Annotated in this window: 34 protein-coding genes and 2 rRNA genes (1 of these 36 running past the window's edge); 2 read left to right on the top strand and 34 right to left on the bottom strand. The window is 46.3% G+C overall.

Annotation, left to right across the window (positions count from 1 at the left end; genetic code table 11):
* The 3 genes from V1498_RS00895 to V1498_RS00885 all read right to left on the bottom strand — a co-directional run.
* Positions 1 to 671 (bottom strand): 23S ribosomal RNA (locus V1498_RS00895) (it extends 2279 nt beyond the left edge of the window).
* Between the two features lie 269 nt (positions 672 to 940).
* Positions 941 to 2491 (bottom strand): 16S ribosomal RNA (locus V1498_RS00890).
* Together the 16S and 23S rRNA genes form the textbook arrangement of a ribosomal RNA operon.
* A 259-nt stretch (positions 2492 to 2750) precedes the next feature.
* On the bottom strand, positions 2751 to 2990 hold the full coding sequence (locus V1498_RS00885; protein WP_409296484.1) for a hypothetical protein: 240 nt from the start codon (positions 2988 to 2990) through the stop codon (positions 2751 to 2753).
* 130 nt (positions 2991 to 3120) lie between these two features.
* Between V1498_RS00885 and pdaB the strand changes: the two genes are divergently transcribed.
* Positions 3121 to 3873: a polysaccharide deacetylase family sporulation protein PdaB gene (pdaB, locus tag V1498_RS00880; protein ID WP_409299079.1), complete on the top strand. Its 753-nt coding sequence runs from the start codon at positions 3121 to 3123 to the stop codon at positions 3871 to 3873.
* Between the two features lie 222 nt (positions 3874 to 4095).
* Here pdaB and V1498_RS00875 read toward each other — a convergent pair whose 3' ends face one another.
* Positions 4096 to 4572, bottom strand: a complete 477-nt coding sequence (locus V1498_RS00875; protein ID WP_409296483.1) for a hypothetical protein — start codon at positions 4570 to 4572, stop codon at positions 4096 to 4098.
* A gap of 228 nt (positions 4573 to 4800) precedes the next feature.
* Positions 4801 to 5418 (bottom strand): KinB-signaling pathway activation protein, encoded by a 618-nt coding sequence (locus V1498_RS00870; RefSeq protein ID WP_409296482.1) that lies wholly within the window; start codon positions 5416 to 5418, stop codon positions 4801 to 4803.
* Positions 5419 to 5565: 147 nt separating this feature from the next.
* Here V1498_RS00870 and gerD point away from each other — a divergent pair, with 147 nt between their 5' ends.
* Positions 5566 to 6141, top strand: a complete 576-nt coding sequence (gene gerD, locus V1498_RS00865) for a spore germination lipoprotein GerD (RefSeq protein ID WP_409296481.1) — start codon at positions 5566 to 5568, stop codon at positions 6139 to 6141.
* 40 nt (positions 6142 to 6181) lie between these two features.
* Here the strand turns inward: gerD and V1498_RS00860 are convergent, their stop codons facing one another.
* The 29 genes from V1498_RS00860 to rplN all read right to left on the bottom strand — a co-directional run bounded on the left by V1498_RS00860 (position 6182) and on the right by rplN (position 23744).
* Positions 6182 to 6958, bottom strand: coding sequence for a P-loop NTPase (locus V1498_RS00860; RefSeq protein WP_409299077.1), 777 nt, complete (start codon positions 6956 to 6958; stop codon positions 6182 to 6184).
* 367 nt (positions 6959 to 7325) lie between these two features.
* A complete protein-coding gene (cwlD, locus tag V1498_RS00855; protein ID WP_409296480.1) occupies positions 7326 to 8033 on the bottom strand; it encodes an N-acetylmuramoyl-L-alanine amidase CwlD in 708 nt (235 codons plus the stop codon).
* Between the two features lie 69 nt (positions 8034 to 8102).
* The gene (locus V1498_RS00850; protein WP_409296479.1) at positions 8103 to 8546 is read right to left on the bottom strand and encodes a YbaK family protein; all 444 of its coding nucleotides are present in this window, start codon (positions 8544 to 8546) and stop codon (positions 8103 to 8105) included.
* Positions 8547 to 8742: 196 nt separating this feature from the next.
* The gene (locus V1498_RS00845; protein WP_409296478.1) at positions 8743 to 9300 is read right to left on the bottom strand and encodes a TVP38/TMEM64 family protein; all 558 of its coding nucleotides are present in this window, start codon (positions 9298 to 9300) and stop codon (positions 8743 to 8745) included.
* 142 nt (positions 9301 to 9442) lie between these two features.
* The gene (gene rpsI, locus V1498_RS00840; RefSeq protein WP_409291006.1) at positions 9443 to 9835 is read right to left on the bottom strand and encodes a 30S ribosomal protein S9; all 393 of its coding nucleotides are present in this window, start codon (positions 9833 to 9835) and stop codon (positions 9443 to 9445) included.
* An 18-nt stretch (positions 9836 to 9853) separates the two neighbouring features.
* Positions 9854 to 10291, bottom strand: a complete 438-nt coding sequence (gene rplM / locus V1498_RS00835; RefSeq protein ID WP_409296477.1) for a 50S ribosomal protein L13 — start codon at positions 10289 to 10291, stop codon at positions 9854 to 9856.
* A gap of 211 nt (positions 10292 to 10502) precedes the next feature.
* Complete coding sequence (gene truA, locus V1498_RS00830; protein WP_409296476.1) at positions 10503 to 11243, bottom strand: tRNA pseudouridine(38-40) synthase TruA; 741 nt, start codon at positions 11241 to 11243, stop codon at positions 10503 to 10505.
* Positions 11244 to 11255: 12 nt separating this feature from the next.
* Positions 11256 to 12053 carry an energy-coupling factor transporter transmembrane component T family protein gene (locus V1498_RS00825; protein ID WP_409296475.1) on the bottom strand — a complete coding sequence of 266 codons (798 nt, stop codon included), beginning with the start codon at positions 12051 to 12053 and terminating at the stop codon, positions 11256 to 11258.
* Complete coding sequence (locus tag V1498_RS00820) at positions 12050 to 12919, bottom strand: energy-coupling factor ABC transporter ATP-binding protein (protein ID WP_409296474.1); 870 nt, start codon at positions 12917 to 12919, stop codon at positions 12050 to 12052. Before V1498_RS00820 ends, V1498_RS00825 begins: the two co-directional genes overlap by 4 nt.
* Positions 12895 to 13734: an energy-coupling factor ABC transporter ATP-binding protein gene (locus V1498_RS00815; RefSeq protein ID WP_409296473.1), complete on the bottom strand. Its 840-nt coding sequence runs from the start codon at positions 13732 to 13734 to the stop codon at positions 12895 to 12897. Before V1498_RS00815 ends, V1498_RS00820 begins: the two co-directional genes overlap by 25 nt.
* Positions 13735 to 14094: 360 nt before the next feature.
* Positions 14095 to 14457 carry a 50S ribosomal protein L17 gene (rplQ, locus tag V1498_RS00810; protein ID WP_409291000.1) on the bottom strand — a complete coding sequence of 121 codons (363 nt, stop codon included), beginning with the start codon at positions 14455 to 14457 and terminating at the stop codon, positions 14095 to 14097.
* A gap of 70 nt (positions 14458 to 14527) precedes the next feature.
* Positions 14528 to 15472, bottom strand: coding sequence for a DNA-directed RNA polymerase subunit alpha (locus V1498_RS00805; protein WP_409296472.1), 945 nt, complete (start codon positions 15470 to 15472; stop codon positions 14528 to 14530).
* Positions 15473 to 15645: 173 nt separating this feature from the next.
* Positions 15646 to 16035 (bottom strand): 30S ribosomal protein S11, encoded by a 390-nt coding sequence (gene rpsK / locus V1498_RS00800; RefSeq protein WP_026693346.1) that lies wholly within the window; start codon positions 16033 to 16035, stop codon positions 15646 to 15648.
* A gap of 22 nt (positions 16036 to 16057) precedes the next feature.
* Complete coding sequence (gene rpsM / locus V1498_RS00795) at positions 16058 to 16423, bottom strand: 30S ribosomal protein S13 (protein WP_409290998.1); 366 nt, start codon at positions 16421 to 16423, stop codon at positions 16058 to 16060.
* 20 nt (positions 16424 to 16443) lie between these two features.
* Complete coding sequence (gene rpmJ, locus V1498_RS00790; RefSeq protein ID WP_003156543.1) at positions 16444 to 16557, bottom strand: 50S ribosomal protein L36; 114 nt, start codon at positions 16555 to 16557, stop codon at positions 16444 to 16446.
* A gap of 37 nt (positions 16558 to 16594) precedes the next feature.
* A complete protein-coding gene (gene infA / locus V1498_RS00785; RefSeq protein WP_026693344.1) occupies positions 16595 to 16813 on the bottom strand; it encodes a translation initiation factor IF-1 in 219 nt (72 codons plus the stop codon).
* 91 nt (positions 16814 to 16904) lie between these two features.
* Entirely contained in the window at positions 16905 to 17651 is a 747-nt protein-coding gene (gene map, locus V1498_RS00780; RefSeq protein WP_409296471.1) for a type I methionyl aminopeptidase, read from the bottom strand.
* Positions 17651 to 18301 (bottom strand): adenylate kinase, encoded by a 651-nt coding sequence (locus V1498_RS00775; protein ID WP_409290996.1) that lies wholly within the window; start codon positions 18299 to 18301, stop codon positions 17651 to 17653. Before V1498_RS00775 ends, map begins: the two co-directional genes overlap by 1 nt.
* A gap of 60 nt (positions 18302 to 18361) precedes the next feature.
* Entirely contained in the window at positions 18362 to 19654 is a 1293-nt protein-coding gene (secY, locus tag V1498_RS00770; RefSeq protein ID WP_409296470.1) for a preprotein translocase subunit SecY, read from the bottom strand.
* On the bottom strand, positions 19654 to 20094 hold the full coding sequence (gene rplO, locus V1498_RS00765; protein ID WP_409296469.1) for a 50S ribosomal protein L15: 441 nt from the start codon (positions 20092 to 20094) through the stop codon (positions 19654 to 19656). The genes secY and rplO overlap by 1 nt, the downstream gene beginning before the upstream one ends.
* Positions 20095 to 20127: 33 nt before the next feature.
* On the bottom strand, positions 20128 to 20310 hold the full coding sequence (gene rpmD / locus V1498_RS00760; RefSeq protein ID WP_101596716.1) for a 50S ribosomal protein L30: 183 nt from the start codon (positions 20308 to 20310) through the stop codon (positions 20128 to 20130).
* Positions 20311 to 20323: 13 nt separating this feature from the next.
* Entirely contained in the window at positions 20324 to 20824 is a 501-nt protein-coding gene (gene rpsE / locus V1498_RS00755) for a 30S ribosomal protein S5 (RefSeq protein ID WP_409296468.1), read from the bottom strand.
* A 23-nt stretch (positions 20825 to 20847) separates the two neighbouring features.
* Positions 20848 to 21210, bottom strand: coding sequence for a 50S ribosomal protein L18 (rplR, locus tag V1498_RS00750; protein WP_409290992.1), 363 nt, complete (start codon positions 21208 to 21210; stop codon positions 20848 to 20850).
* A gap of 32 nt (positions 21211 to 21242) precedes the next feature.
* Positions 21243 to 21782, bottom strand: coding sequence for a 50S ribosomal protein L6 (gene rplF / locus V1498_RS00745; protein ID WP_409296467.1), 540 nt, complete (start codon positions 21780 to 21782; stop codon positions 21243 to 21245).
* A 30-nt stretch (positions 21783 to 21812) separates the two neighbouring features.
* The gene (rpsH, locus tag V1498_RS00740; protein ID WP_409290990.1) at positions 21813 to 22211 is read right to left on the bottom strand and encodes a 30S ribosomal protein S8; all 399 of its coding nucleotides are present in this window, start codon (positions 22209 to 22211) and stop codon (positions 21813 to 21815) included.
* A gap of 31 nt (positions 22212 to 22242) precedes the next feature.
* Positions 22243 to 22428 (bottom strand): type Z 30S ribosomal protein S14, encoded by a 186-nt coding sequence (locus tag V1498_RS00735; protein ID WP_026693334.1) that lies wholly within the window; start codon positions 22426 to 22428, stop codon positions 22243 to 22245.
* Positions 22429 to 22457: 29 nt separating this feature from the next.
* Positions 22458 to 22997 (bottom strand): 50S ribosomal protein L5, encoded by a 540-nt coding sequence (rplE, locus tag V1498_RS00730; RefSeq protein WP_409296466.1) that lies wholly within the window; start codon positions 22995 to 22997, stop codon positions 22458 to 22460.
* 26 nt (positions 22998 to 23023) lie between these two features.
* The gene (gene rplX, locus V1498_RS00725; RefSeq protein WP_409296465.1) at positions 23024 to 23335 is read right to left on the bottom strand and encodes a 50S ribosomal protein L24; all 312 of its coding nucleotides are present in this window, start codon (positions 23333 to 23335) and stop codon (positions 23024 to 23026) included.
* Between the two features lie 40 nt (positions 23336 to 23375).
* Positions 23376 to 23744 (bottom strand): 50S ribosomal protein L14, encoded by a 369-nt coding sequence (gene rplN, locus V1498_RS00720; RefSeq protein WP_026693331.1) that lies wholly within the window; start codon positions 23742 to 23744, stop codon positions 23376 to 23378.
* Positions 23745 to 23774: the final 30 nt, after the last annotated feature.

Genomic DNA, 23774 nt, shown 5'->3' with positions numbered 1-23774 from the left:
CAACTTAACCTTGCATGAAATCGTAACTCGCCGGTTCATTCTACAAAAGGCACGCCATCACCCGTTTCCCTAAAAGGGACATAGGGCTCTGACTACTTGTAGGCACACGGTTTCAGGATCTCTTTCACTCCCCTTCCGGGGTGCTTTTCACCTTTCCCTCACGGTACTGGTTCACTATCGGTCACTAGGTAGTATTTAGCCTTGGGAGATGGTCCTCCCTGCTTCCGACGGGATTTCACGTGTCCCGCCGTACTCAGGATCCACTCTGGAGGGAACGAAGTTTCGACTACAGGGTTGTTACCTTCTTCGACGGACCTTTCCATGTCTCTTCGTCTACCCCGTTCCTTTGTAACTCCGTATAGAGTGTCCTACAACCCCGAAAGGCAAGCCTTTCGGTTTGGGCTACATTCCGTTTCGCTCGCCGCTACTTGGGAAATCGCATTTGCTTTCTGTTCCTCCGGGTACTTAGATGTTTCAGTTCCCCGGGTCTGCCTCCATCACCCTATGAATTCAGGTGAAGGTACTGTTCCATTACGAACAGTGGGTTTCCCCATTCGGAAATCTCCGGATCAAAGCTTACTTACAGCTCCCCGAAGCATATCGGTGTTAGTCCCGTCCTTCATCGGCTCCTAGTGCCAAGGCATTCACCGTGCGCCCTTTCTAACTTAACCAATTCGGCTGATGTTCTTTCCCTAAGCCCGAAGGGCTGTCAGGTCTTGAATCATCGACCTATAATAAAACAATAAAACTTAACTCGGTTTATTACTCGATGCGGTAAAATGACGCAAATCATTTTTGCCTTATATTGTTATCTAGTTTTCAAAGAACGATAAAATAAACGATAAGCTTCGCTCTTCTTATCGAATAGCTCGCTTCTAATTTATTTTTTTGAGAGAATGCTCCCTCAAAACTGAACGAAACAAGATCGCTTTTTCCTTAGAAAGGAGGTGATCCAGCCGCACCTTCCGATACGGCTACCTTGTTACGACTTCACCCCAATCATCTGTCCCACCTTAGGCGGCTGGCTCCATAAAGGTTACCCCACCGACTTCGGGTGTTACAAACTCTCGTGGTGTGACGGGCGGTGTGTACAAGGCCCGGGAACGTATTCACCGCGGCATGCTGATCCGCGATTACTAGCGATTCCGGCTTCATGCAGGCGAGTTGCAGCCTGCAATCCGAACTGAGAATGGCTTTATGGGATTCGCTCGGCCTCGCGGCTTTGCTGCCCTTTGTACCATCCATTGTAGCACGTGTGTAGCCCAGGTCATAAGGGGCATGATGATTTGACGTCATCCCCACCTTCCTCCGGTTTGTCACCGGCAGTCACCTTAGAGTGCCCAACTTAATGCTGGCAACTAAGATCAAGGGTTGCGCTCGTTGCGGGACTTAACCCAACATCTCACGACACGAGCTGACGACAACCATGCACCACCTGTCACTCTGTCCCCCGAAGGGGAACGTCCTATCTCTAGGAGTGGCAGAGGATGTCAAGACCTGGTAAGGTTCTTCGCGTTGCTTCGAATTAAACCACATGCTCCACCGCTTGTGCGGGCCCCCGTCAATTCCTTTGAGTTTCAGCCTTGCGGCCGTACTCCCCAGGCGGAGTGCTTAATGCGTTAGCTGCAGCACTAAAGGGCGGAAACCCTCTAACACTTAGCACTCATCGTTTACGGCGTGGACTACCAGGGTATCTAATCCTGTTCGCTCCCCACGCTTTCGCGCCTCAGCGTCAGTTACAGACCAGAGAGTCGCCTTCGCCACTGGTGTTCCTCCACATCTCTACGCATTTCACCGCTACACGTGGAATTCCACTCTCCTCTTCTGCACTCAAGTCTCCCAGTTTCCAATGACCCTCCACGGTTGAGCCGTGGGCTTTCACATCAGACTTAAAAGACCGCCTGCGCGCGCTTTACGCCCAATAAATCCGGACAACGCTTGCCACCTACGTATTACCGCGGCTGCTGGCACGTAGTTAGCCGTGGCTTTCTGGCCAGGTACCGTCAAGGTGCCATCAGTTACTATGGCACTTGTTCTTCCCTGACAACAGAGTTTTACGATCCGAAAACCTTCTTCACTCACGCGGCGTTGCTCCGTCAGACTTTCGTCCATTGCGGAAGATTCCCTACTGCTGCCTCCCGTAGGAGTCTGGGCCGTGTCTCAGTCCCAGTGTGGCCGATCACCCTCTCAGGTCGGCTACGCATCGTGGCCTTGGTGAGCCGTTACCCCACCAACTAGCTAATGCGCCGCGGGCCCATCCTTGAGTGACAGCCGAAACCGTCTTTCCTCTTTCCCTCATGTGAGGGAAAGACCTATCCGGTATTAGCTCCGGTTTCCCGAAGTTATCCCGATCTCAAGGGCAGGTTGCCCACGTGTTACTCACCCGTCCGCCGCTGACTTCAGGGAGCAAGCTCCCATCCGTCCGCTCGACTTGCATGTATTAGGCACGCCGCCAGCGTTCGTCCTGAGCCAGGATCAAACTCTCCGAAAAGTGTTCGATATAGCTCATAAAGTTTAAAACTTGTTTTTGTTTACTTCCATATAGGAAGTAACTGGCGTCTTGTTTCGTTCAGTTTTCAAAGAACATCTTTAGTCAGTATTGGTCAGTCGCCCGTAAGCGACTCACTTAATATACCATGAATTGATTTACTAAGTCAACACTTTTTTCTAAGTTTTTCGCTGTACTGCTGTCTGGCTTGCAGCAACGTTATTTAATATACCAGCATATTTACACATCGTCAATAACTTTTTTACCGTTGTGAACTCCCTTTTCTTTTTTGTTTTCCAGTCCGTGTATATAACAAGCAATCATTTGGGGAAGCAAGACGTTTAAACAAATCAAACAGGATCCGGTATCTTTCTTCCAGCGATCTTTTAACAATATGTTCGACCCGTGAATCGCTCAGATCGAAAAGGATTTCGTCCATCTCCCTTTTTATTAAATATTGCAGCTCGAGAGACTCTTTATGGTTGATTAAAAACCCCAGCACATGAACACCCCTTTGTTTTTTCCTATTTTCCACTGAATTACCTGGTTTTATGTGAGCCTTCTCTAATAAAGTCATAATTATCAAAGACAAGCATAGGATTGAGACAAGAGCTATGGACGAGGTGATTGGGATGCAGTACTTTTACACGGCAAGCGCCAGGAGAATCAAACAGTATACGTTAATCCTTATCGTTGCTTTTTTTACAGCTGTTTTCTTTTATGTTGAATCTGAATTTGATTTTACCGTCTTCTCCACCGAGAGCGGTCCAAAAGCCATCTACAAAGGGGAAAAGGACGTTGCTCTAACCTTCAATATAGGCTGGGGAGATGTGGAGGCCGCTCCTATTCTTGATATCCTGAAGAGCGAAAAAGTGACTGCAGCTACCTTCTTTCTCTCAGGATCCTGGGCTGAGAGGCATCCTGAACTGGTTGAAAGGATTCAGAAGCAAGGCTATGAGATCGGAATGCTTGGCTACAGCTATAAAGATTATACAAATATGGAGGAAACGGAAATTGCCAGGGACATTTCTAAGGCTCAGGAAGCATTTCGGAAGCTCAATGTAAAAGACATAGAGTTAGTGAGGGCGCCGACCGGCCATTTTGATAAAAGACTGTTAAAAGTGGCGGAACGATATGGTTATACAGTCGTACATTGGAGCATCGACTCTAAAGATTGGACCAATCCCGGAGTGAGCCGGATAGCTGAAAATGTCGAGGATGTACAAAAGGGTGATATTGTCTTGCTGCACGCATCTGATTCTGCCAAGCAGACTGCCCGCGCCCTACCCTCCATCATTGATACCGTCCAATCAGAAAATCTAAAGATGGTTAGCGTTTCTGAAATGATTGCGAACTCGAGCGCCAAGAGTGAAGAGGTTAAATAAAACCGTTTGAATGATTATATGCCTGCCTCCTGCGGCGGGTACCCTTGGTGATAAGCAATATTCTTCCAGTCGGTCCTTCATTTATTCGGTGAAGGACTTCTCTGTGTCTTTCCGGCTATTTCGCGCCATGGTGAAGATAACCTCCAGTTGATGATAAAGAGACAAAGCATTTCTCCTATCAAGCCATCCTTTCAGGACTGGAGCACATTCCTAAGAACCAAATTAGGCTGACGCAGCCAAAATGGTCTTAATTATCCCTTTAGAACCAAAATAGGGTCCGAGCCCAGCCAAAACGGTTCTAATCCTTCCTTTAGAACCAAAATGCGCTCCGAACAAAGCTAAAATCGTTCTAATCCTTCCTTTAGAACCAAAATAAGTTCCAACCCCAGCCAAAACGGTTCTAATCCTTCCTTTAGAACCAAAATGCGCTCCGAACAAAGCTAAAATCGTTCTAATCCTTCCTTTAGAACCAAAATAAGTTCCGAACACAGCCAAAACGGTTCTAATCATTCCTTTAGAACCAAAATGTGCTCCGAACAAAGCTAAAATCGTTCTAATTATTCCTTTAGAACCAAAATAAGTTCCGATCCCAGCCAAAATGGTTCTAATCATTCCTTTAGAACTAAAATAAGTTCTGAACGGAGCCAAAATGGTTCTAATCCTCCCTTTTGAACCAAAATAAGTTCTAAAAGCAGCCAAAAGGGTTCTAATCATCCTTTTAGAACAAATCTGGGTTCCGAGCGCAGCTAATAAGGTCTAAATTCATTCTTCTAAGACCAAATAGCCCTTCATACACCAAGATACCCCACATGCCTGCCTGCCCGCTTATGCCTCACAAGGATCATCCAGGAAGAGCTCACCTCCCGTATAAGGATAAGACGTGGCTCCGTCCCCCAGCCCAATAAAAAAAGAATCAACCCCCAAAGGTTAATTCTTTTTCATTTCTAATTCACGCTGTGACTTTGTGTTTAATGAACCGAGGATCAGCAGCTGGTACGCATTGCAGATCAATAGCGGAATCAGCATGAATAACATCCATTCTTTATCATTGACCCGGAGGACCGGGACCCATTCGATGACAGTGACGACCGTCATGAAAAAGACGGAAGGAATGAACGCCTTCATGTTCGTGAGTTTCACTTTATACCAGGCTGTCAAAAGGGCGGCTGCCAGCAGGAAGAGTGCATAAACAGCGTATACGCCCCTATCGCTTTCACTGCCAAACCATGCCGGGCCAAAGTACACCAGGTCAAAAAGCAGGAAGGCGGTCAGTACAGCCTGGACTCCGCTCCAGGCGGAGCCGAAGATGCCCATGCCGAACCGGTGGACAGTCAGATATGCAAAAAAGCCCATCTGGCTGATGACGCTAAAGAGCAGGCCGAGGCCGATCAGGACGAGCAGGGTCATCAGAACTTCTGTATAGTTACCGCTGCTAAGAAGCGGTGCAAGCTCATTCCATCGGGCAGCAAGTCCGGCGATTCCAGCCGAAATTCCCCCAAGCAGCAAAGTTGTCGATAATAGTCTAACGAGGTTGCGGCTATTCAATTTTTTTGTTCCCCCAAAAATTTGTGTCTTCTCTCTTCCATGATTGTACCAACCGGAGATAGAAAAATCTAGGACCTATTGGAAGGAGGAATATTTTTTATCGAAAGATCAATATTAAAGATATGACAACTAGAAAGGGGTTTCCTTATGAAATATGGGACCTTGCTTCTTCTGATCTCTCTCGTTCTCTCCATGGCCGGCTGCAGCCAAAAGCAGGCAGAGGCCGGGGAAAAGGTGGATTATGAGGAAACAAAGAAAATGGTCGTTGACATAATAAAATCTGAAGATGGCAAGAAGGCCCTTCAGGAAGTCCTTGGTGACCCAAAGATACGGGAGCAGTTTGTATTGAATGATAAAATAGTCTCTGACACCATTGAAAAAAATCTTACTTCCGATAAAAGCAAAGCCTTCTGGGAGAAAAACATGAAGGATCCGAAGTTTGCTGCTGCCTATGCGCAGGGCTTGAAGGATGAGCATAAAAAACTGCTGAAGGATTTAATGAAAGATCCAGCCTACCGCCAGCAGGTGCTTGGCCTCCTTCAGGATCCGCAGCTGCAGGCCGAGTATGCTAAGGTGCTGCAGAGCCAGAAAAACCGGGCGGAGATCAAGAAAATCATGCTTGAAACCATGGAAAGTCCGCTCTTTAAGGTTAAAATGCAGGAAATTCTTGTGAAGGCTGCAGAGGAAATGCCCGCTTCGAAGACCAAGGGCGGCTCTCAGTAAAAAAACAGGCTGTCCCAAGCATCAGGACAGCCTGTTCTTTTTATCCAAGAATCTCTGTTACTCTCCTGGAGATGGCAGAGTAGATTTCGCCGGTCGGATGGTCTTCAGCATAAATGGAAGGAGCGAAGTCCTCGTCATTCCAGTCAGGCTGCTGCAGCGGAATCTGCCCAAGAACTTCTGTGTTCAGTTCATCAGCAAGCTTCTCTCCCCCGCCCTTCCCAAATACAAATTCCTTTTCACCGCTTACCTTGCTTTGGAAATAAGCCATGTTTTCAATGACCCCGATGACTTCATGCTCTGTCCGGATGGCCATCGCCCCTGCACGTGCAGCTACAAAAGCGGCTGTCGGGTGAGGCGTGGTTACGATGATTTCCTTGCAGGATGGCAGCATCGAATGGACATCCAGGGCAACGTCCCCGGTTCCTGGAGGCAGGTCGAGAAGGAGGTAATCCAGCTCGCCCCATTCCACTTCAGAGAAAAAGCTGTTAAGCATCTTCCCAAGCATCGGTCCCCTCCAAATGATCGGAGCGTTATCTTCCACGAAGAAGCCCATGGATACAACCTTGACGCCCATCCGCTCAACCGGAATGATCCGGTTGCCGCGAACGACCGGACGCCTTGTGATTCCCATCATATCAGGAACACTAAAGCCGTAAATATCCGCATCGATCAAGCCGACCCGTTTTCCGAGGCGGGCAAGCGATACCGCGAGATTGACGGATACCGTAGACTTGCCGACGCCGCCCTTTCCGCTTGCGATCGCGATGAACTTCGTAGCGGACTGTGGGGAAAGGAGACCCGGCTTTTCATCCGGCATGGCGCTTCTGTGCTTGGCCAGTTCCTCTTCAGGCATTTCCCCGAAACGGATGCCGACTGAATCCGCACCTGCTTTTTTCAACAGGTCGACGACCGTAGTCTGCAGCTTCATCTGCTCCGCTGTCCCGGTCTTTGCAAGCAAAATTTTTACACTAACATGATTTTTTTCAGGTTTTACTTTCACTTCCTGAATGCTGTTTAATTCCAAGAGCGTTTTATTTAGAAAGGGATCTTTCAGATCACCTAGAACGTCTCTGACTTGTTGTTCTGTTACCAAATTTCGCACCGCCTTTGTGAATTCGCTTCCAGTATCAGTATAACATAAAGGAATCCAATCACTAAAACAGTTGCCTATGAGCAGCCAGTTGTCAATCGGCCTCATCTTCGGTGAAAAAGCGGGAAATGCCTTTATATACAGAAGCTGCTACCTTTTCCTGATAAATGTCACTCTGGAGATTGGCCCGTTCTACAGGATTTGACAGGAAACCGACTTCCACAAGTGCACCCGGCTTTTTCACCTTCTTCATAAGATAGACCGTTCCAATAGGCTTCGCTTCTCGCGATGTATTCTCCAGGTTCCGCTTCAGCTCTTCCTGGATCAGCTTGGCGGCCCGTTCATTATCTTCATATCGGAGGGTATAAAAGGTCTGGGCTCCGCTCCATTTGGAGGATGGGAATGCATTTAGATGCAGGCTGATATACAGGTCGGCTTCCGATTCATTGATCAGCTGCACCCGGTTCCTTAAGTCCTCTCTCTTGCGGTTCCGTATTCCTTTCGTATCCTTGTCTGCAAGATCCCGGTCTGTTTCGCGGGTCATGATGACCAGGGCCCCCTGCTCCTGCAGGTAATCCCTGATTTTCTTTGACACATTCAAGGCAATTTCCTTTTCAAGCACCGGCCCCTTATTTGCACCGGCATCCACCCCTCCATGGCCGGGGTCGATAACGATAATTTTCCCTGAAAGCGGGAGATTCCATGGATTCCAGGAGTCTTTATCGATCACCTGGAAAGTTATGATCAAAAATAGTACGGTGATGCCTATGGCAATACCGCTGTACTTCCACTTTCTTTTCATAAAAAAACCTCCCGCGAGTCCTCATATATCAAAATATGGGACAAGGGAGGCATTTAGAACTCACACGATTCAATGCAGACGCATTTTGTACATCTTCTGACCTTTCATGAAGCCGTCCCTCCACCATGAATCTACATACTGCTCACATTCATAGTATAAGGACTCGCTGACATGGTCATCCCCTTCCGCTTTGCCCCAGTATAGGAAAAAGTTGAATAAGGTATCGATGAGATGTTTTTCCTCCGGCTCACACCTCTGCCTGACCGAATCCACACTCTCACCGTGATACCCAAATTTGCTAAAATGCGCGCCGAGAAGGTAAGCCTCAATCCCAACGTCATAGCAGCCTTCCTCCAGCACTTCCGAAAAGGAAAGATTGAACAGACGGTTATGGCCAAATTGCTGCCTGACCCTTTTCTTCAGCTGATCGATGGACAGCTCGCGCAGCACTTTTCTCTCGTATTTGACCTGCTTCTCCCTCTGCTTCTCTTTAAATGTTGTAATTACATTCATGATTGCACCTCATTATGGCAGCTGAAAATTCACTATCATGCTGCTCATGAAATATGAATCGCAGATGATAATGTTTTTAGTTTCTGCCGGGGAGGGGAGTACATTCTTCTAATGTCGAAAATGAGGCATGGGAATTATTTGTGTGAAAGCTTCCCATCATGCTGGGAATACTAGAAAAAGCCCAGGGCCGGCCGACTCATGTTTTGGTTTGCGCCTTCAGCTTCTTAAGGGCCCACACCAGGAATAAAACTGCAGCCAAACTGGATATCACCTTGCCCTCCCACGTCCAGTGGATAAGCTGATACACAGAATATCCTTCGATCAGAATGGCCGGCACCTTCCCAAGCGAGCTGGCAGCCGCAAAGATTTTCCATGATGTTTTCCCGATTGCCGCCATGAAGGTGACAATGCCTGACGGAACAAAAGGCAGAAGCCGAAGAGACAGGATGAGCAGGAATGCCTCACTTCCTCGAGCCGACAGCAGCCGCTTCACTTTAGGATGTGAAAATCCTTTCAGATCTGTAAGCCTCCTGAATCCTTTCCGGTAAAGAACGAAGGAAATCACCGCCCCCGCTGCTTCCCCTGCAAACGAAACAGCCATGCCTTCCCAAAAACCGAATACCGCTAAATTCGCCGCCGTCAAAAACACACTCGGCACAACCCCGAGGATGCTGATCAATATATTGATTCCGATGCTGAGCAGCAGCGCAATGTCCCGATAATCGGTCAGCATGTCAATTACGTATTCCTGCATGTTTCTTTTGCTCCTTCCCGATCTTCCTGCTGTCCTTATGCCTCCCGTTCGTACACCTGCTCACTTTCATCATGGACACATTCTGGCCCGGACATAAAAAAAGCCCCAAGCGGACAGCTTGGGAGCCTTTTGAAAGCGAAAATTAACGCTTTGAGAACTGAGGTGCACGACGAGCGCCTTTAAGACCGTATTTTTTACGTTCTTTCATACGTGCGTCACGAGTAAGAAGTCCAGCAGATTTAAGGGATCCGCGGAATTCTGGATCAGCTTGCAGCAATGCACGGGAGATACCGTGACGGATTGCTCCGGCTTGGCCAGTGTAGCCGCCGCCTTTAACTGATACAAGAACGTTGTAGCTTCCTACAGTTTCAGTATTGTTAAGAGGCTGCTTAACAACCTCGCGTAGAGCTTCGAATGGAATGTAATCATTGATATCACGGCCGTTGATTACGATGCTTCCGTCGCCTGGTACTAAACGTACACGTGCAACGGAGCTCTTACGACGACCAGTGCCATAATATTGTACCTGTGCCATTATAATATCCTCCTTAAATTATCCGCGTAGTTCGTACACTTCAGGCTGTTGAGCTTGGTGTGGATGCTCGCTGCCAGCGTATACGTGTAATTTTTTGAAAATTTGACGGCCAAGAGAGTTTTTAGGAAGCATGCCTTTAACAGCAAGCTCGATCATTTTCTCAGCGTAGTTTGTACGCATTTCAAGGGCAGTCCTTTGCTTAAGTCCGCCTGGGTGCATGCTGTGACGGTAGTAGATTTTGTCAGTAAGCTTTTTGCCTGTTAGTCCTACTTTAGAAGCGTTGATGATGATTACATGATCACCAGTGTCAACGTTTGGTGTAAATACTGGTTTGTTTTTTCCACGCAAGATAGCTGCTACTTCACTTGCAAGACGTCCTAAAGTTTTACCTTCAGCGTCGATAACGAACCATTTACGTTCAATTTCATTTGCTTTTGCCATAAATGTCGTGCGCATGGTTATCCTCCTATTGTTTCGTTGGTTATATTTATTTCAATCACGTAAGTCTTCCGGGGCTTAACGTGGGGTTTAAATATCATACCTATGATATGATATAATTTTTCAAACCCAATGTCAAGAAAATGTTACACCAGGATTAGTTGTCATAGCAGGTGCTCATCCCTTGCAATATCTGGGTTTTGGCGCAGCCTGCAATCTCTTGAAAAAATTATTGATAAAAAACTTCCCACAAATATAATCCATGACCAGGCGCCGTCTTGCCTGCACTGCTCCTGTCCCGTTTTTCCAGAATGTCCACAAGCTCAGCAGGGACTCTCTTGCCCCTGCCCACTTCAAGGATGGTCCCTGTCAAAATCCGTACCATATTATAAAGGAAGCCGCTTCCCACAAACCGGAAAATGAGTTCTCCGTCCTTCTCCTCTATACCGGCATACGTAATGGTCCTCACCTTGTCTTCCACTTCTGTCTTGGCTGAGCAGAAGCTTGTGAAGTCATGGGTGCCTGTTATATAGGTGCAGGCATCCCTCATGGCTTCAAGGTCAAAGCGGGAGAGCGGCTGATAGGCGTAGTGGCGCCTGAATGGATCCTTGACATGTCCAAGGGAAACAACATACCGGTATTCTTTCCCTGCCGCATCAAACCGAGCATGGAAGTCTGGTGCTGCCTCCTCTGCCTTAAGAACCGAGATGTCTCCAGGCAGATTGGAATTCAGCGCCTTCAGCCAGTTTTGCGGAGGCATGGAAAGCGGCGAGTCGAAGTGGATCACCTGTCCCCTTGCATGGACACCCGCATCCGTCCGGCCAGAGGCTGATATCCTGATAGACTGACCTTTATGGAGTTTTTGAAGCACCCTCTCCATTTCACTCTGAACCGTCCTTTTATCAGGCTGCACCTGATAGCCTGCGAACAGGGTGCCGTCATAGGCAATTGTACATTTATATCTCTGCATATCCATACTCCATCAGTTTCTTAGTAATGCCAGGGCTGCCGTCAGGACGGCAAGGACAGCGAGAAGGAGGCTATCCTTTCCCTGCCAGCTCAGCTGTCGGTACTTCGTCCTTCCCTCTCCGCCGCGGTATCCCCTGGATTCCATGGCAATTGCCAGCTCCTCGGCCCTTTTAAAGGAGCTGACAAATAAGGGAATCAGCAGCGGCACGATGGCTTTGATTCTGCTGCTGATGGGCCCGCTCGTGAATTCTGTGCCCCTGGCAGCCTGCGCCTTCATGATCTTATCTGTTTCCTCCATGAGCGTCGGGATGAAACGCAGGGAGATGGACAGCATCAGGGCCAGCTCATGGACCGGCATCTTCCACTTCTTCAGTGGATTAAAGAGCGTTTCCAGGCCGTCTGTGATCGATATAGGGGTAGTTGTGAGCGTCAATATGGAAGTAATCAATATCAAGAAGGCAAAACGCAGTGAAATGAAGATTCCCTGCCTCAAACCATTCTCATAGATTTCAATGAAGCTCCATTTAAATAACAGCTCCCCTTCCCTCGTAAAAAACAAATGGAGGAAGAAGGTGAAAACAATCAGATAAAGAACCGGCCTGAGCCCTGTGATCAGGAATTTGGCAGGTATGCCTGATGCCTTCACGGCTGAAATAGTGAATACGGCGAGCAGCGCATACGTCAGAATATTATTCGCAAGGAATACGATACACACAAACAGAAAGACGGCAATCAGCTTTGAGCGCGGATCCATGCGGTGCATGATGGAATCGGCGGGTATATAGCGTCCGAAAATCATTTTATCCATCATAAGCCTTCACCCCTCATCACTAACAGCTCAATTTGTTCGGCGAGTTCCTCGACAGACAGGCAGATCTTCCCGAGCTTCCTTCCGCACTGTTTTTCTACAGCCAGCTGAAGGCGTACGGTGCTCGGTACATCAAGCCCGAGCTCAACCAGGTCTTCGCTGCTCGAAAAGATTTCCCTTGGCGTGCCGGTTCCCTGTACAGTCCCCTGATGCATGATGATGATCTCATCCGCATACCTTGCCGCATCCTCCATACTGTGTGTAACAAGAATTGTAGATATGTTCTCTTCCTTGTGAATCTTATAGAAAAGGTCCATGATTTCCTGGCGTCCCCTGGGGTCAAGGCCTGCTGTCGGCTCATCCAGGACAAGCACCTCCGGCTTCATGGCAAGGATCCCGGCAATGGCCACTCTTCTCATCTGGCCGCCTGATAGGTCAAATGGCGACTTTTCCAGGATTTCATCGGGAAGCCCTGTCATGCGCGCTGCTTCCCTGGCAAGGCGGATGGCTTCTTCCTCCGAAGTTCCGAAATTGATCGGTCCAAAGCAGATATCCTTAAGGACTGTTTCCTCAAAAAGCTGATGCTCAGGGAATTGAAAAACGATTCCCACCCTTTTTCTCAAGGCGCGCAGGTTCTTTTCCTTTTTATCGGGTGTGATCGTGTATTCTCCGAGCCCTACAGAACCGCCTGTTGGTTTCAATAAGCCATTCAGGTGCTGCAGCAGGGTGGACTTCCCTGACCCTGTATGTCCGATTATGGCCACATACTGCCCGTCTTCTATATGGATGTTTACATCATGCAGGGCAAGCCTTTCAAAAGGCGTCCCCTTCTGATATCGATGCTCTACTTGCTTGAGATTAATCTGCATATATCGTTCACCAGCTTCTCTTCTGTAAGATGCGTTCCTTCAAGGGGAATTCCCCGCTTGCCGAGGAGCGAACTCAGCTTGACGGAAAAGGGGATATCAAGTCCCAGGGCTATAAGCTCCTCTTCCAGCTGAAAGATCTCTTCAGGAGTCCCTTCCCTATAAATCGAACCCTGATTCATCACGATGATCCGGTCAGCCCTGGCTGCCTCTTCAAGGTCATGGGTGATGGACAGGACCGTTACGCCCCGTTCACTCATCAGCTCCCTGACCGTATCAAGCACTTCCTGCCTGCCTTTTGGATCAAGCATGGAAGTGGATTCATCCAGGATAATAATGCTCGGGCTCAAAGCAAGCACCCCGGCAATGGCCACACGCTGCTTCTGGCCGCCTGACAGATGGTGCGGCTCTTGATTGAGAAAAGCGTCCATCTTGACTCTTTTCAGGGCATCGTGGACACGGGCAACCATATCATCCCTCGGGATCCCGGCGTTTTCTAAACCAAAAGCCACATCATCCTGAACCGTCGTTCCTACAAACTGGTTATCCGGGTTTTGAAACACCATGCCGATTTCCCGGCGCACATCCCAGATTGTTTCCTCGCTTAATTGCTTCCCATGCACGGCAATGCTCCCGCCCTCGGGAAAAAGAAGTCCATTCAAAAGCTTGGCGAGTGTTGACTTGCCAGAGCCATTATGGCCGACAATCGCAAGCCATTCTCCTTTTTTTATCTCAAAGGAGACAGAATCAACCGCATTTTTTTCCTGTTCATCATATCTGAACGTTATGTTTTCTATCTGCACCAGGGCATCACTCATTCTCTCTCTCCTCTCTCCTATCGGCCTCTCTCTAATCTGCTCAGCTCTACATAGCCCGTCCCTAAAAAAGTATATAAAAAAACGCTGCACCCCTTCCACAGGAAAAGCATCGCTTTTACCCGGCAGATTAAGAACAGCTTAAAGAATCCTATTTAGCAATAAGACCGCATACACTTTCAGGTCCCTGAAAGCTGGAGGGGTGCCAGAGCTAGACGGTCCAAGCCAAGAGTTCGGCAAAGGTCATCGTAACACTCTATTAGCGTATTGCAATTACATAAAAACAAAAAACAGAAGCATATTAAGAAAAAAGGGCGAAGGACACGTTAGTTTTGAACTGTCCCGCCCTTTTATAAAATGCTATTAAACTAACTCGATAATTACCATTGGTGCACCGTCACCGCGGCGTGGTCCAACCTTCATGATACGAGTGTATCCACCTTGGCGCTCTTCGTAACGTGGAGCGATGTCAGCGAATAATTTCTGAAGGGCATCTTGGCCTGTTTCAGCGTTAGCCACTTCGTTACGGATGAATGCTGCAGCTTGACGGCGTGCATGCAAGTCCCCGCGCTTGCCTAAAGTGATCATTTTTTCAACAACAGAACGTAATTCTTTAGCTTTAGCTTCTGTTGTTTCAATACGCTCACTTACGATTAGGTCAGTTGCTAAATCACGAAGTAGAGCTTTACGTTGAGAGCTAGTGCGTCCTAACTTTCTGTAACCCATTGTAGTATTCCCTCCTTTATTGAAGTCATCATCTATTTAAGCCTGGTCAAAGAAAGGCCGGATTGTGAAATCAGTCGTCTTTTCTAAGCCCTAAGCCCAGTTCCTCTAATTTCGCTTTCACTTCTTCAAGTGATTTGCGTCCTAGATTGCGCACTTTCATCATATCTTCTTCCGTCTTATGAGCAAGCTCTTGAACGGTATTGATTCCAGCACGTTTTAAACAGTTGTAAGAACGAACAGAAAGATCCAGTTCCTCGATAGTCATCTCAAGAACTTTTTCCTTTTGATCTTCTTCCTTTTCCACCATGATTTCAGCATTTTGAGCTTCGTCAGTCAGACCGACAAAGATATTCAGATGCTCTGTTAAAATCTTGGCTCCAAGTGCTATCGCCTCTTTAGGACCGTTGCTTCCATCAGTCCAGACATCAAACGTTAGCTTATCGTAGTTTGTCATTTGTCCAACACGTGTATTTTCTATCTGGTAGGACACACGTGATACCGGAGTGTAGATTGAGTCGATCGGAATAACGCCGATTGGCTGATCTTCTCTTTTGTTCTGGTCAGCAGGTGTATAGCCGCGTCCTCTTCTGGCTGTAAGCCTCATACGGAGATGCCCGTTCTTGCCAATAGTGGCAATATGCAGATCCGGATTTAAGATTTCCACGTCGCTATCATGTGTTATGTCTGCTGCCGTCACAGGACCTTCTGCCGGCACATCAATTTCAAGCGTTTTTTCTTCATCTGAATAGATCTTTAAAGCCAGCTTCTTCACATTAAGAATGATGGAAGTAACATCTTCCACTACGCCTTCAATTGTTGAGAACTCATGCAGTACTCCATCTATCTGAATAGATGTTACAGCGGCACCTGGGAGTGAGGATAATAGAATACGACGTAAGGAGTTACCCAGTGTTGTACCATACCCACGCTCAAGTGGCTCGACGACGAACTTACCGTACTTGGCGTCATCGTTGATTTCAACCGTTTCGATTTTTGGTTTTTCTATCTCGATCATTTAAATAAACCCTCCTTCAAAACGTCGAAACCCCGGCTAGAATGTAAGCTAACCGAAATTCCCCAGTTAACATTCCCGATTGTGCGCGAACAACTGAATTAACCTTCTGTATTGAACGCATTTTACCTATCATATCCCAGTATAGACAAGGATACAATTTCTATACAGAAAAATTAAACACGGCGACGTTTTGGTGGACGGCATCCGTTATGCGGAACTGGAGTAACGTCCTTGATGGCTGTAACTTCTAGACCAGCAGCTTGAAGTGCACGAATTGCAGCTTCACGGCCTGCTCCAGGTCCTTTAACAGTTACTTCAAGAGTTTTAAGACCATGTTCCATAGAAGTTTTAGCTGCAGTTTCAGCTGCCATTTGAGCCGCGAAAGGAGTGGATTTACGTGAACCCTTGAATCCTAATGCACCTGCGCTTGACCATGAAATGGCGTTGCCTTGGCTGTCAGTGATTGTTACGATTGTATTGTTAAAAGTTGAACGAATATGTGCAATACCAGTTTCGATATTCTTTTTTACACGACGTTTACGCGTATTCGTTTTACGTGCCATGAATGTACCCTCCTTTACTTAATTATTTCTTCTTGTTAGCTACAGTACGTTTAGGACCTTTACGTGTACGAGCATTGTTTTTAGTATTTTGACCGCGAACAGGCAAGCCGCGACGGTGGCGGATACCACGGTAGCTTCCGATTTCCATCAAACGTTTGATGTTCAATGAAATCTCACGGCGAAGGTCACCTTCTACCTTTAAGCTGTCGATGATATCACGGATTTTGTTTAGCTCATCCTCAGTCAGATCGCGTACGCGAGTATCTTCAGAAACTCCTGCATCAGCAAGGATTTTTTGAGCTGTTGGTTTTCCGATACCAAAAATATATGTTAATGAAATGACAATACGTTTGTCACGTGGAACGTCTACACCAGAAATACGTGCCATGTATGTGCACCTCCTTCAAATTAGCCTTGTTTTTGTTTATGCTTAGGGTTTTCGCAAATAACCATGACTTTACCTTTTCTGCGGATAACTTTACATTTTTCGCAGATCGGCTTTACAGATGGTCTGACTTTCATTGATTTAACCTCCTTATATAGATCGGAGAGAACCAGATTATTTGAATCGGTAAGTGATTCTGCCGCGAGTTAAATCATACGGTGAAAGCTCAACTGTTACTTTATCACCTGGCAAAATGCGAATAAAGTGCATACGAATTTTACCGGAAACATGAGCTAAAACAGTATGACCATTTTCTAATTCTACCTTAAACATAGCGTTTGGCAAAGTTTCAGTTACTTTACCCTCAATTTCAATTACATCGTCTTTCGCCATTATAAATCTTCTCCCTTCTTTCACCTACAGCCTGAATTTATATGAACAATTGCAGCATGGAAAGTCCGGTGCCAGCGTTTCTCATCTACTCTTAAAGCTTGGTTAAGATCTCATAGCCTGTGTCTGTTATGGCGATGGTGTGTTCAAAATGAGCACACATGCTTTTATCAACTGTCACGACTGTCCACTCGTCGGCGAGCGTCTTGACGTAACGGCTTCCTGCATTCACCATTGGTTCGATACAGATTACCATACCAGGCTTTAAGCGAGGACCTTTGTTTGGCGGACCATAATGAGGGATTTGCGGGTCCTCATGTAAGTCTTGACCGATTCCATGTCCAACATACTCTCGTACAATGGAGAATTTATTCTCTTCAACATAGGTCTGAATAGCATGGGAGATGTTTGAAAGGCGCACGCCTGGCATTGCTTCTTTCAATCCTCTATATAATGACTCTTCGGTAACGTCCAAGAGCCGCTGCGTTTCTTCATCAATATTGCCAACTGGATATGTCCAGGCAGAATCTCCATGATAGCCGTTATATTCAGCACCAATATCAATGCTGATTATATCGCCTTCCACAAGGATCCGGTCCCCCGGTATACCATGAACCAGTTCATCATTCACAGAAGCACAAATACTTCCGCGAAAACCATTATAACCTTTAAATGAAGGAATTGCATCATGTTTGCGTATGAACTTCTCAGCAATTTGATCCAGCTCTTTCGTAGTTACGCCTGGTTGAATAAATTTCTTTAATTCTTGATGAGTCAAGGCAACGATCCGTCCTGCTTCTCGCATGATTTCCAGTTCGCGAGGGGTTTTACAGATGATCATTATTGCAAGCCCCCAAGCAGTACTTGAATGTCTGCAAAGACTTCGTCAATATCCTGCTGCCCGTTAATGTTTCGAAGGTATCCTTTGTTTTCATAGAAGTCCAGAAGCGGCTGTGTCTGCTTAAGGTTGACTTCCAGTCTCGTCTGAACAGTTTCTTGATTATCGTCAGCGCGCTGATACAGCTCTCCGCCGCAGCGGTCGCATACTCCCTCGGTTGCAGGGGGATTAAATACGAGATGGTAGGTAGCTCCACAAGCCTTGCAGATGCGGCGGCCTGTCAAACGATCCATCAGGATGCTTTTATCCACGTCGATATTGATAACATAATGAAGCTGGCGGTCAAGTTCAGCAAGTATGCCTTCAAGCGCTTCAGCCTGTGCCACTGTACGCGGGAAGCCGTCGAGCAGGAAGCCTTTCTTGCAGTCACTTTCACTTAATCTTTCACGGACAATCCCGATGGTCACTTCATCTGGAACTAGTTCTCCTTTGTCCATGTACGATTTTGCCTTTAAACCAAGTTCCGTCTGGCCTTTGATGGCCGCGCGAAACATATCTCCTGTAGAGATATGAGGGATATCGTATTTTTCTACGATTCTTTCGGCTTGAGTACCTTTACCGGCGCCCGGAAGCCCCATTAATACTAGGTTCAACTTAGGTTCCCCCCTCAAACTCTATAATAGGTTTGTGGGAACGATCGTTCCCAAAACCTTTTATTTGATAAAGCCTTTGTAATGTCGTTTCACTAATTGAGCCTCCAGCTGTTTCATCGTTTCAAGGGCAACCCCTATCACGATCAGCAGGCTGGTTCCTCCAATTTGAGCAGACTGCGGAAGGTTTGCAATCGAAATGAAAACAACCGGCAGTATTGCTATCAGCGCCAAGAATATTGAACCAACAAACGTTAACCGGCTCAGTACTCTTGATAAGTAGTCTTGAGTGTTTTTGCCAGGACGTATGCCTGGTACATATCCGCCTTGCTTTTTCAGATTGTCAGCCACCTGTTCAGGATTAACCTGGATGAAAGCATAGAAATAAGCGAAGGCAATGATAAGTGCTACATAGACCGCAGCTCCAATTGGATGAGTATACGTAAACTTGTTTTGAATCCAAGAAGTAACATCATTGGTTCCAAAGAACGAAGCAATCGTAGGCGGGGTAATTAGGAATGATACTGCAAAGATTACAGGTATAACTCCTGCGGAATTCACCTTAAGAGGTAAATGCGTTGATTGTCCGCCTACTGGATTACGGCCAGCAACACGCTTGGCGTATTGAATCGGGATTTTGCGCAATGCCTGCTGGATGAAGATGACTCCAACGATAATGGCAATAACAGCAATAAGGATCAGAATGATTGTGACGATGCGCAGGAATAACTGATCTCCTGCATTCTCAATCTGCTGGGCATATATTTGATTGGCTGTATTAGGAATCCCTGCAGCAATACCCGCGAAGATGATAATGGAAATACCATTACCCACTCCCTTGGAGGTAATCAGCTCTCCTAACCACAAAAGGAAAGCCGTACCGGCTGTAAGGACGGTAGCAATCAAAAGATATGTCCCGATACCAGGGTTCTCGATCAATAAACCGTTTGACATGTTATTGAATCCGTATGACATTCCAATCGCCTGGATGAATCCAAGGACGATGGTTCCATAGCGGGTAAACTGAGCTAATTTACGTCTGCCAGCCTCTCCTTGTTTGGACCATTCGGTAAACTTGGGAATGACGTCCATCTGCAGCAGCTGAATGATGATAGATGCTGTGATGTAAGGCATGATGCCCATCGCAAGGATGGAGAATTGCTGCAGTGCACCGCCGCCGAATGTATTTAAGATCCCGAAGACATTCATCTGATCCTGGGCCTTAAGTACATCTGCGTTTACGTTTGGAACTGGAATGAACGCACCAATTCTAAAAACAATCAACATTAAAAGGGTGAATAGGATTTTTTTTCTTATATCACCCACGCGCATAAAATTGGAGAATGTGCGAAACATTAAATCACCTCAGTTTGACCGCCGGCAGCTTCGATAGCTTCTTTAGCAGCAGAGGAGAATTTATGAGCTTTTACAGTAAGCTTTTTCTCTACATTACCTTTTGCAAGAATCTTAATTCCAGCTCTTTCTTTACTTACAACGCCTGTTTCGATAAGAAGTTCTGGAGTAACTTCTGTACCGTCTTCAAAGCGATTTAAAGTTTCAAGGTTAACGACAGCGTATTCCTTACGGTTTACGTTAGTGAACCCACGTTTAGGCAGACGACGGAAAAGTGGAGTTTGACCACCTTCGAAGCCTGGACGTACACCACCGCCTGAACGGGCGTTTTGACCTTTGTGACCTTTACCGGCTGTTTTACCGTTACCAGAACCGATCCCGCGTCCTACACGGTTACGTTCTTTACGGGAACCTTCTGCAGGTTTTAACTCATGAAGTTTCATGTTGGCACCTCCTTGTTAAGTGAGAAATATTTTTTATTGTTCTTTTACAGTAACAAGATGAGCAACTTTGTTAATCATACCGCGAATCGCAGGGTTATCATCATGAACAACAGTTTGATGCATTTTGCGTAACCCAAGCGTATTTACTGTTACGCGTTGATCTTCAGGGCGGCCAATCAAGCTGCGAGTGAGGGTAATTTCTAATTTGTTTGCCATTCGAATTCCCTCCTTATCCTAACAGTTCTTCTACTGATTTTCCACGTAACTTAGCTACGTCTTCAGCACGTTTTAATTGGGTTAGTCCGTCGATAGTTGCACGCACCATGTTGATTGGTGTGTTTGAACCAAGAGATTTAGACAGGATATCACTTACACCACCAAGTTCTAGTACAGCACGAACTGGACCGCCGGCGATTACACCAGTACCTTCAGAAGCTGGCTTCAATAGAATATGTCCAGCACCAAAGTGTCCGTTAACTTCATGAGGTATAGTAGTACCGACCATTGGCACAGTGATTAGGTTTTTCTTTGCATCTTCGATTGCTTTGCGGATAGCATCTGGAACCTCTTGAGCTTTACCAGTACCAAATCCAACATGTCCGTTTTTGTCCCCGACAACTACTAGAGCTGTGAAACGGAAACGACGTCCACCTTTAACAACCTTAGCTACGCGGTTAACCGTAACAACGCGTTCTTCAAGTTCAAGTTTATTTGGATCAATGCGACGCATCTGATATGTCCCTCCTTTTTTGATTAAAATTGCAGTCCGTTTTCGCGGGCAGCATCGGCTAGTGCCTTAACACGTCCGTGGTAAAGGTATCCTCCGCGGTCAAATACAACAGAGCTGTAACCTTTTTCAACAGCACGCTTAGCAACTAATTCGCCAACCTTTTGAGCAGCTTCAAGGTTGCTGGTTGACTCTAGGCCTAAGTCTTTATCTAAAGTAGAAGCACTTGCAAGAGTTACGCCTGAAAGATCGTCAACTAGCTGTGCATAAATGTGTTTGTTTGAACGATACACATTTAGACGTGGACGGGCTTCAGTACCAGAAAGTTTAGCACGTACGCGTGCATGTCTTTTCTTACGGGTTGCGTTTTTATCAAGCTTCGTAATCATTTAGGTCACTCCTTTCGTTTACCTACGCGGCATTACTTACCTGTTTTACCTTCTTTACGGCGAACGAATTCACCTTCGTAGCGGATACCTTTTCCTTTGTAAGGCTCAGGCGGACGAACATCACGGATGTTTGCTGCCAAAGCGCCTACACGTTCCTTGCTGATACCTTTTACAGAAATCTTTGTGTTAGCAGGAACTTCGATTTCGATGCCTTGTTCAGGTTCGAATTCAACCGGGTGTGAGTAACCCACGTTCAGAACAAGCTTGTTGCCTTGTTTCTGAGCACGGTAACCAACCCCAATTAGTTCAAGGTTCTTCTGGAATCCTTGTGATACACCCTCAACCATGTTAGAAATAAGCGCGCGTGTTGTTCCGTGCAGGGCGCGGATCGTCTTTTCTTCTGATGGACGGGATACAGTTAGAACATTATCTTCTATGTTAATTGATAACTGCGGGTTAAAAGCGCGAGTTAATTCACCTTTTGGGCCTTTAACAGTTACATTGTTGCCTTCAGCAACAGTAACCGTTACGCCTGCAGGGATTTCAATTATTTTTTTACCTATGCGGGACATTTAGTGCACCTCCATTCGTGTAAAGATCTATTACCAAACGTATGCTAGTACTTCTCCGCCAATTTGCTTAGCGCGAGCTTCTTTGTCAGTTACAACGCCTTGTGATGTAGAAACTAGAGCGATACCTAAACCGTTAAGTACACGTGGTACATCAGTTGATTTAGCATATACACGTAGACCAGGCTTGCTGATACGTTTCAATCCAGTGATTACACGCTCGTTGTTGGCACCATACTTCAAGAAGATACGGATGATACCTTGTTTGTTGTCTTCGATAAATTCAACGTCACGTACGAAGCCTTCACGCTTTAAGATTTCAGCGATTTCTCTCTTGATCTTTGAAGCTGGAACTTCTAATTTTTCGTGACGAACCATATTCGCATTACGGATGCGAGTAAGCAAATCTGCAATTGGATCTGTCATGACCATTGTTTATTTACCTCCTTCCCAATATCGGGTATTACCAGCTAGCTTTTTTAACGCCAGGAATTTGTCCTTTATAAGCAAGTTCACGGAAACAAATACGGCATAGTTTAAATTTACGGTATACAGAATGTGGACGCCCGCAGCGCTCGCAGCGAGTGTATTCCTGTACCTTGAATTTAGCGCCTGCTTTTTGTTTCAAGATCATTGATTTTTTAGCCACGTTTTCGCCTCCCTTATTTAGCGATTATCTTACTTTTGGAATGGCATTCCGAATTGAGTAAGTAGTTCACGAGCTTCTTCGTCAGTTTTGGCAGTCGTTACGATAACGATGTCCATACCGCGAACCTTGCTCACTTTATCATAGTCAATTTCAGGGAAGATTAATTGTTCTTTAACACCTAGAGTGTAGTTGCCGCGTCCGTCGAATGCTTTCTTAGAAACACCGCGGAAGTCACGTACACGTGGTAAAGATACAGAGATTAATTTGTCTAGGAATTCATACATACGCTCGCCGCGAAGTGTTACTTTTGCGCCGATAGGCATACCTTCACGTAGACGGAAGCCTGCGATAGATTTTTTAGCTTTTGTAACCAGCGGCTTTTGACCAGTGATTATTGCCAGCTCTTCTACAGCAGTGTCTAATGCTTTAGCGTTTGATACTGCATCACCGACACCCATGTTGATTACGATCTTTTCAATCTTTGGAGTTTCCATAACAGAGTTATAGTTAAACTTGCTCACTAGAGCAGGAGTAATTTCTTGTTGGAATTTTTCCTTTAGGCGGTTCATTTAAAGTACCTCCCTTCTTCTTTAACTTATTTATCTAAAGTTTCGCCAGATTTTTTAGCAACACGTACTTTTTTGCCGTCAACATCTTTTGTACCTACGCGAGTAGGAGTCCCAGTCTTAGGGTCTAGAAGCATGACGTTAGAAACGTGAATGGCAGCTTCCTGGTTGTTGATGCCGCCTTGCGGGTTGGCTTGAGAAGGTTTTGAATGTTTTTTAACAATGTTCACACCTTCAACAAGTACACGGTCTTTTTTAGGATAAGCTTCGAGGATGACTCCTTGCTTTCCTTTGTCCTTGCCAGAGATGACTACGACTTTATCACCTTTTTTTACATGCATGAGATTCGCACCTCCTTGAAAGGCATTTTACGATTTATCATTACAGAACTTCTGGAGCCAGTGAAACGATCTTCATGAAGTTGTTGTCGCGAAGTTCGCGTGCAACAGGTCCAAAGATACGAGTACCACGAGGGCCCTTGTCGTCACGGATAATTACACATGCGTTTTCATCAAAACGGATGTAAGAACCATCAGGACGGCGCATACCGCTCTTTGTACGAACAACAACGGCTTTAACTACATCGCCTTTTTTAACAACGCCACCTGGTGTTGCTTGTTTTACTGTGCAGACGATAACATCACCGATATTAGCAGTCTTACGGCCTGAACCGCCAAGTACTTTAATTGTGAGCACTTCACGTGCACCGGAGTTGTCAGCTACTTTTAAACGTGATTCTTGTTGAATCATGTACGAAACCTCCCTTCGGAATTACGTCGA

This window comes from Paraperibacillus marinus (assembly GCF_046237605.1).
Classification (GTDB): Bacteria; Bacillota; Bacilli; order Bacillales; family DSM-1321; genus Paraperibacillus; species Paraperibacillus marinus.
Note: the sequence above shows the minus strand (reverse complement) of the source record. Positions and strands in the feature narration are given on the sequence as shown.

Bases quoted from the DNA above. Each gene is read 5' to 3' on its own strand.
- pdaB (WP_409299079.1), top strand. From the start codon at position 3,121: ATGCAGTACTTTTACACGGCAAGCGCCAGGAGAATCAAACAGTATACG.
- gerD (WP_409296481.1), top strand. From the start codon at position 5,566: ATGAAATATGGGACCTTGCTTCTTCTGATCTCTCTCGTTCTCTCCATG.
- V1498_RS00860 (WP_409299077.1), bottom strand. From the start codon at position 6,958: ATGCCGGATGAAAAGCCGGGTCTCCTTTCCCCACAGTCCGCTACGAAG.
- cwlD (WP_409296480.1), bottom strand. From the start codon at position 8,033: ATGAAAAGAAAGTGGAAGTACAGCGGTATTGCCATAGGCATCACCGTA.
- V1498_RS00850 (WP_409296479.1), bottom strand. From the start codon at position 8,546: ATGAATGTAATTACAACATTTAAAGAGAAGCAGAGGGAGAAGCAGGTC.
- V1498_RS00845 (WP_409296478.1), bottom strand. From the start codon at position 9,300: ATGCAGGAATACGTAATTGACATGCTGACCGATTATCGGGACATTGCG.
- rpsI (WP_409291006.1), bottom strand. From the start codon at position 9,835: ATGGCACAGGTACAATATTATGGCACTGGTCGTCGTAAGAGCTCCGTT.
- rplM (WP_409296477.1), bottom strand. From the start codon at position 10,291: ATGCGCACGACATTTATGGCAAAAGCAAATGAAATTGAACGTAAATGG.
- truA (WP_409296476.1), bottom strand. From the start codon at position 11,243: ATGCAGAGATATAAATGTACAATTGCCTATGACGGCACCCTGTTCGCA.
- V1498_RS00825 (WP_409296475.1), bottom strand. From the start codon at position 12,053: ATGATGGATAAAATGATTTTCGGACGCTATATACCCGCCGATTCCATC.
- V1498_RS00820 (WP_409296474.1), bottom strand. From the start codon at position 12,919: ATGCAGATTAATCTCAAGCAAGTAGAGCATCGATATCAGAAGGGGACG.
- V1498_RS00815 (WP_409296473.1), bottom strand. From the start codon at position 13,734: ATGAGTGATGCCCTGGTGCAGATAGAAAACATAACGTTCAGATATGAT.
- rplQ (WP_409291000.1), bottom strand. From the start codon at position 14,457: ATGGGTTACAGAAAGTTAGGACGCACTAGCTCTCAACGTAAAGCTCTA.
- V1498_RS00805 (WP_409296472.1), bottom strand. From the start codon at position 15,472: ATGATCGAGATAGAAAAACCAAAAATCGAAACGGTTGAAATCAACGAT.
- rpsK (WP_026693346.1), bottom strand. From the start codon at position 16,035: ATGGCACGTAAAACGAATACGCGTAAACGTCGTGTAAAAAAGAATATC.
- rpsM (WP_409290998.1), bottom strand. From the start codon at position 16,423: ATGGCACGTATTTCTGGTGTAGACGTTCCACGTGACAAACGTATTGTC.
- rpmJ (WP_003156543.1), bottom strand. From the start codon at position 16,557: ATGAAAGTCAGACCATCTGTAAAGCCGATCTGCGAAAAATGTAAAGTT.
- infA (WP_026693344.1), bottom strand. From the start codon at position 16,813: ATGGCGAAAGACGATGTAATTGAAATTGAGGGTAAAGTAACTGAAACT.
- map (WP_409296471.1), bottom strand. From the start codon at position 17,651: ATGATCATCTGTAAAACCCCTCGCGAACTGGAAATCATGCGAGAAGCA.
- secY (WP_409296470.1), bottom strand. From the start codon at position 19,654: ATGTTTCGCACATTCTCCAATTTTATGCGCGTGGGTGATATAAGAAAA.
- rplO (WP_409296469.1), bottom strand. From the start codon at position 20,094: ATGAAACTTCATGAGTTAAAACCTGCAGAAGGTTCCCGTAAAGAACGT.
- rpmD (WP_101596716.1), bottom strand. From the start codon at position 20,310: ATGGCAAACAAATTAGAAATTACCCTCACTCGCAGCTTGATTGGCCGC.
- rpsE (WP_409296468.1), bottom strand. From the start codon at position 20,824: ATGCGTCGCATTGATCCAAATAAACTTGAACTTGAAGAACGCGTTGTT.
- rplR (WP_409290992.1), bottom strand. From the start codon at position 21,210: ATGATTACGAAGCTTGATAAAAACGCAACCCGTAAGAAAAGACATGCA.
- rplF (WP_409296467.1), bottom strand. From the start codon at position 21,782: ATGTCCCGCATAGGTAAAAAAATAATTGAAATCCCTGCAGGCGTAACG.
- rpsH (WP_409290990.1), bottom strand. From the start codon at position 22,211: ATGGTCATGACAGATCCAATTGCAGATTTGCTTACTCGCATCCGTAAT.
- rplE (WP_409296466.1), bottom strand. From the start codon at position 22,997: ATGAACCGCCTAAAGGAAAAATTCCAACAAGAAATTACTCCTGCTCTA.
- rplX (WP_409296465.1), bottom strand. From the start codon at position 23,335: ATGCATGTAAAAAAAGGTGATAAAGTCGTAGTCATCTCTGGCAAGGAC.
- rplN (WP_026693331.1), bottom strand. From the start codon at position 23,744: ATGATTCAACAAGAATCACGTTTAAAAGTAGCTGACAACTCCGGTGCA.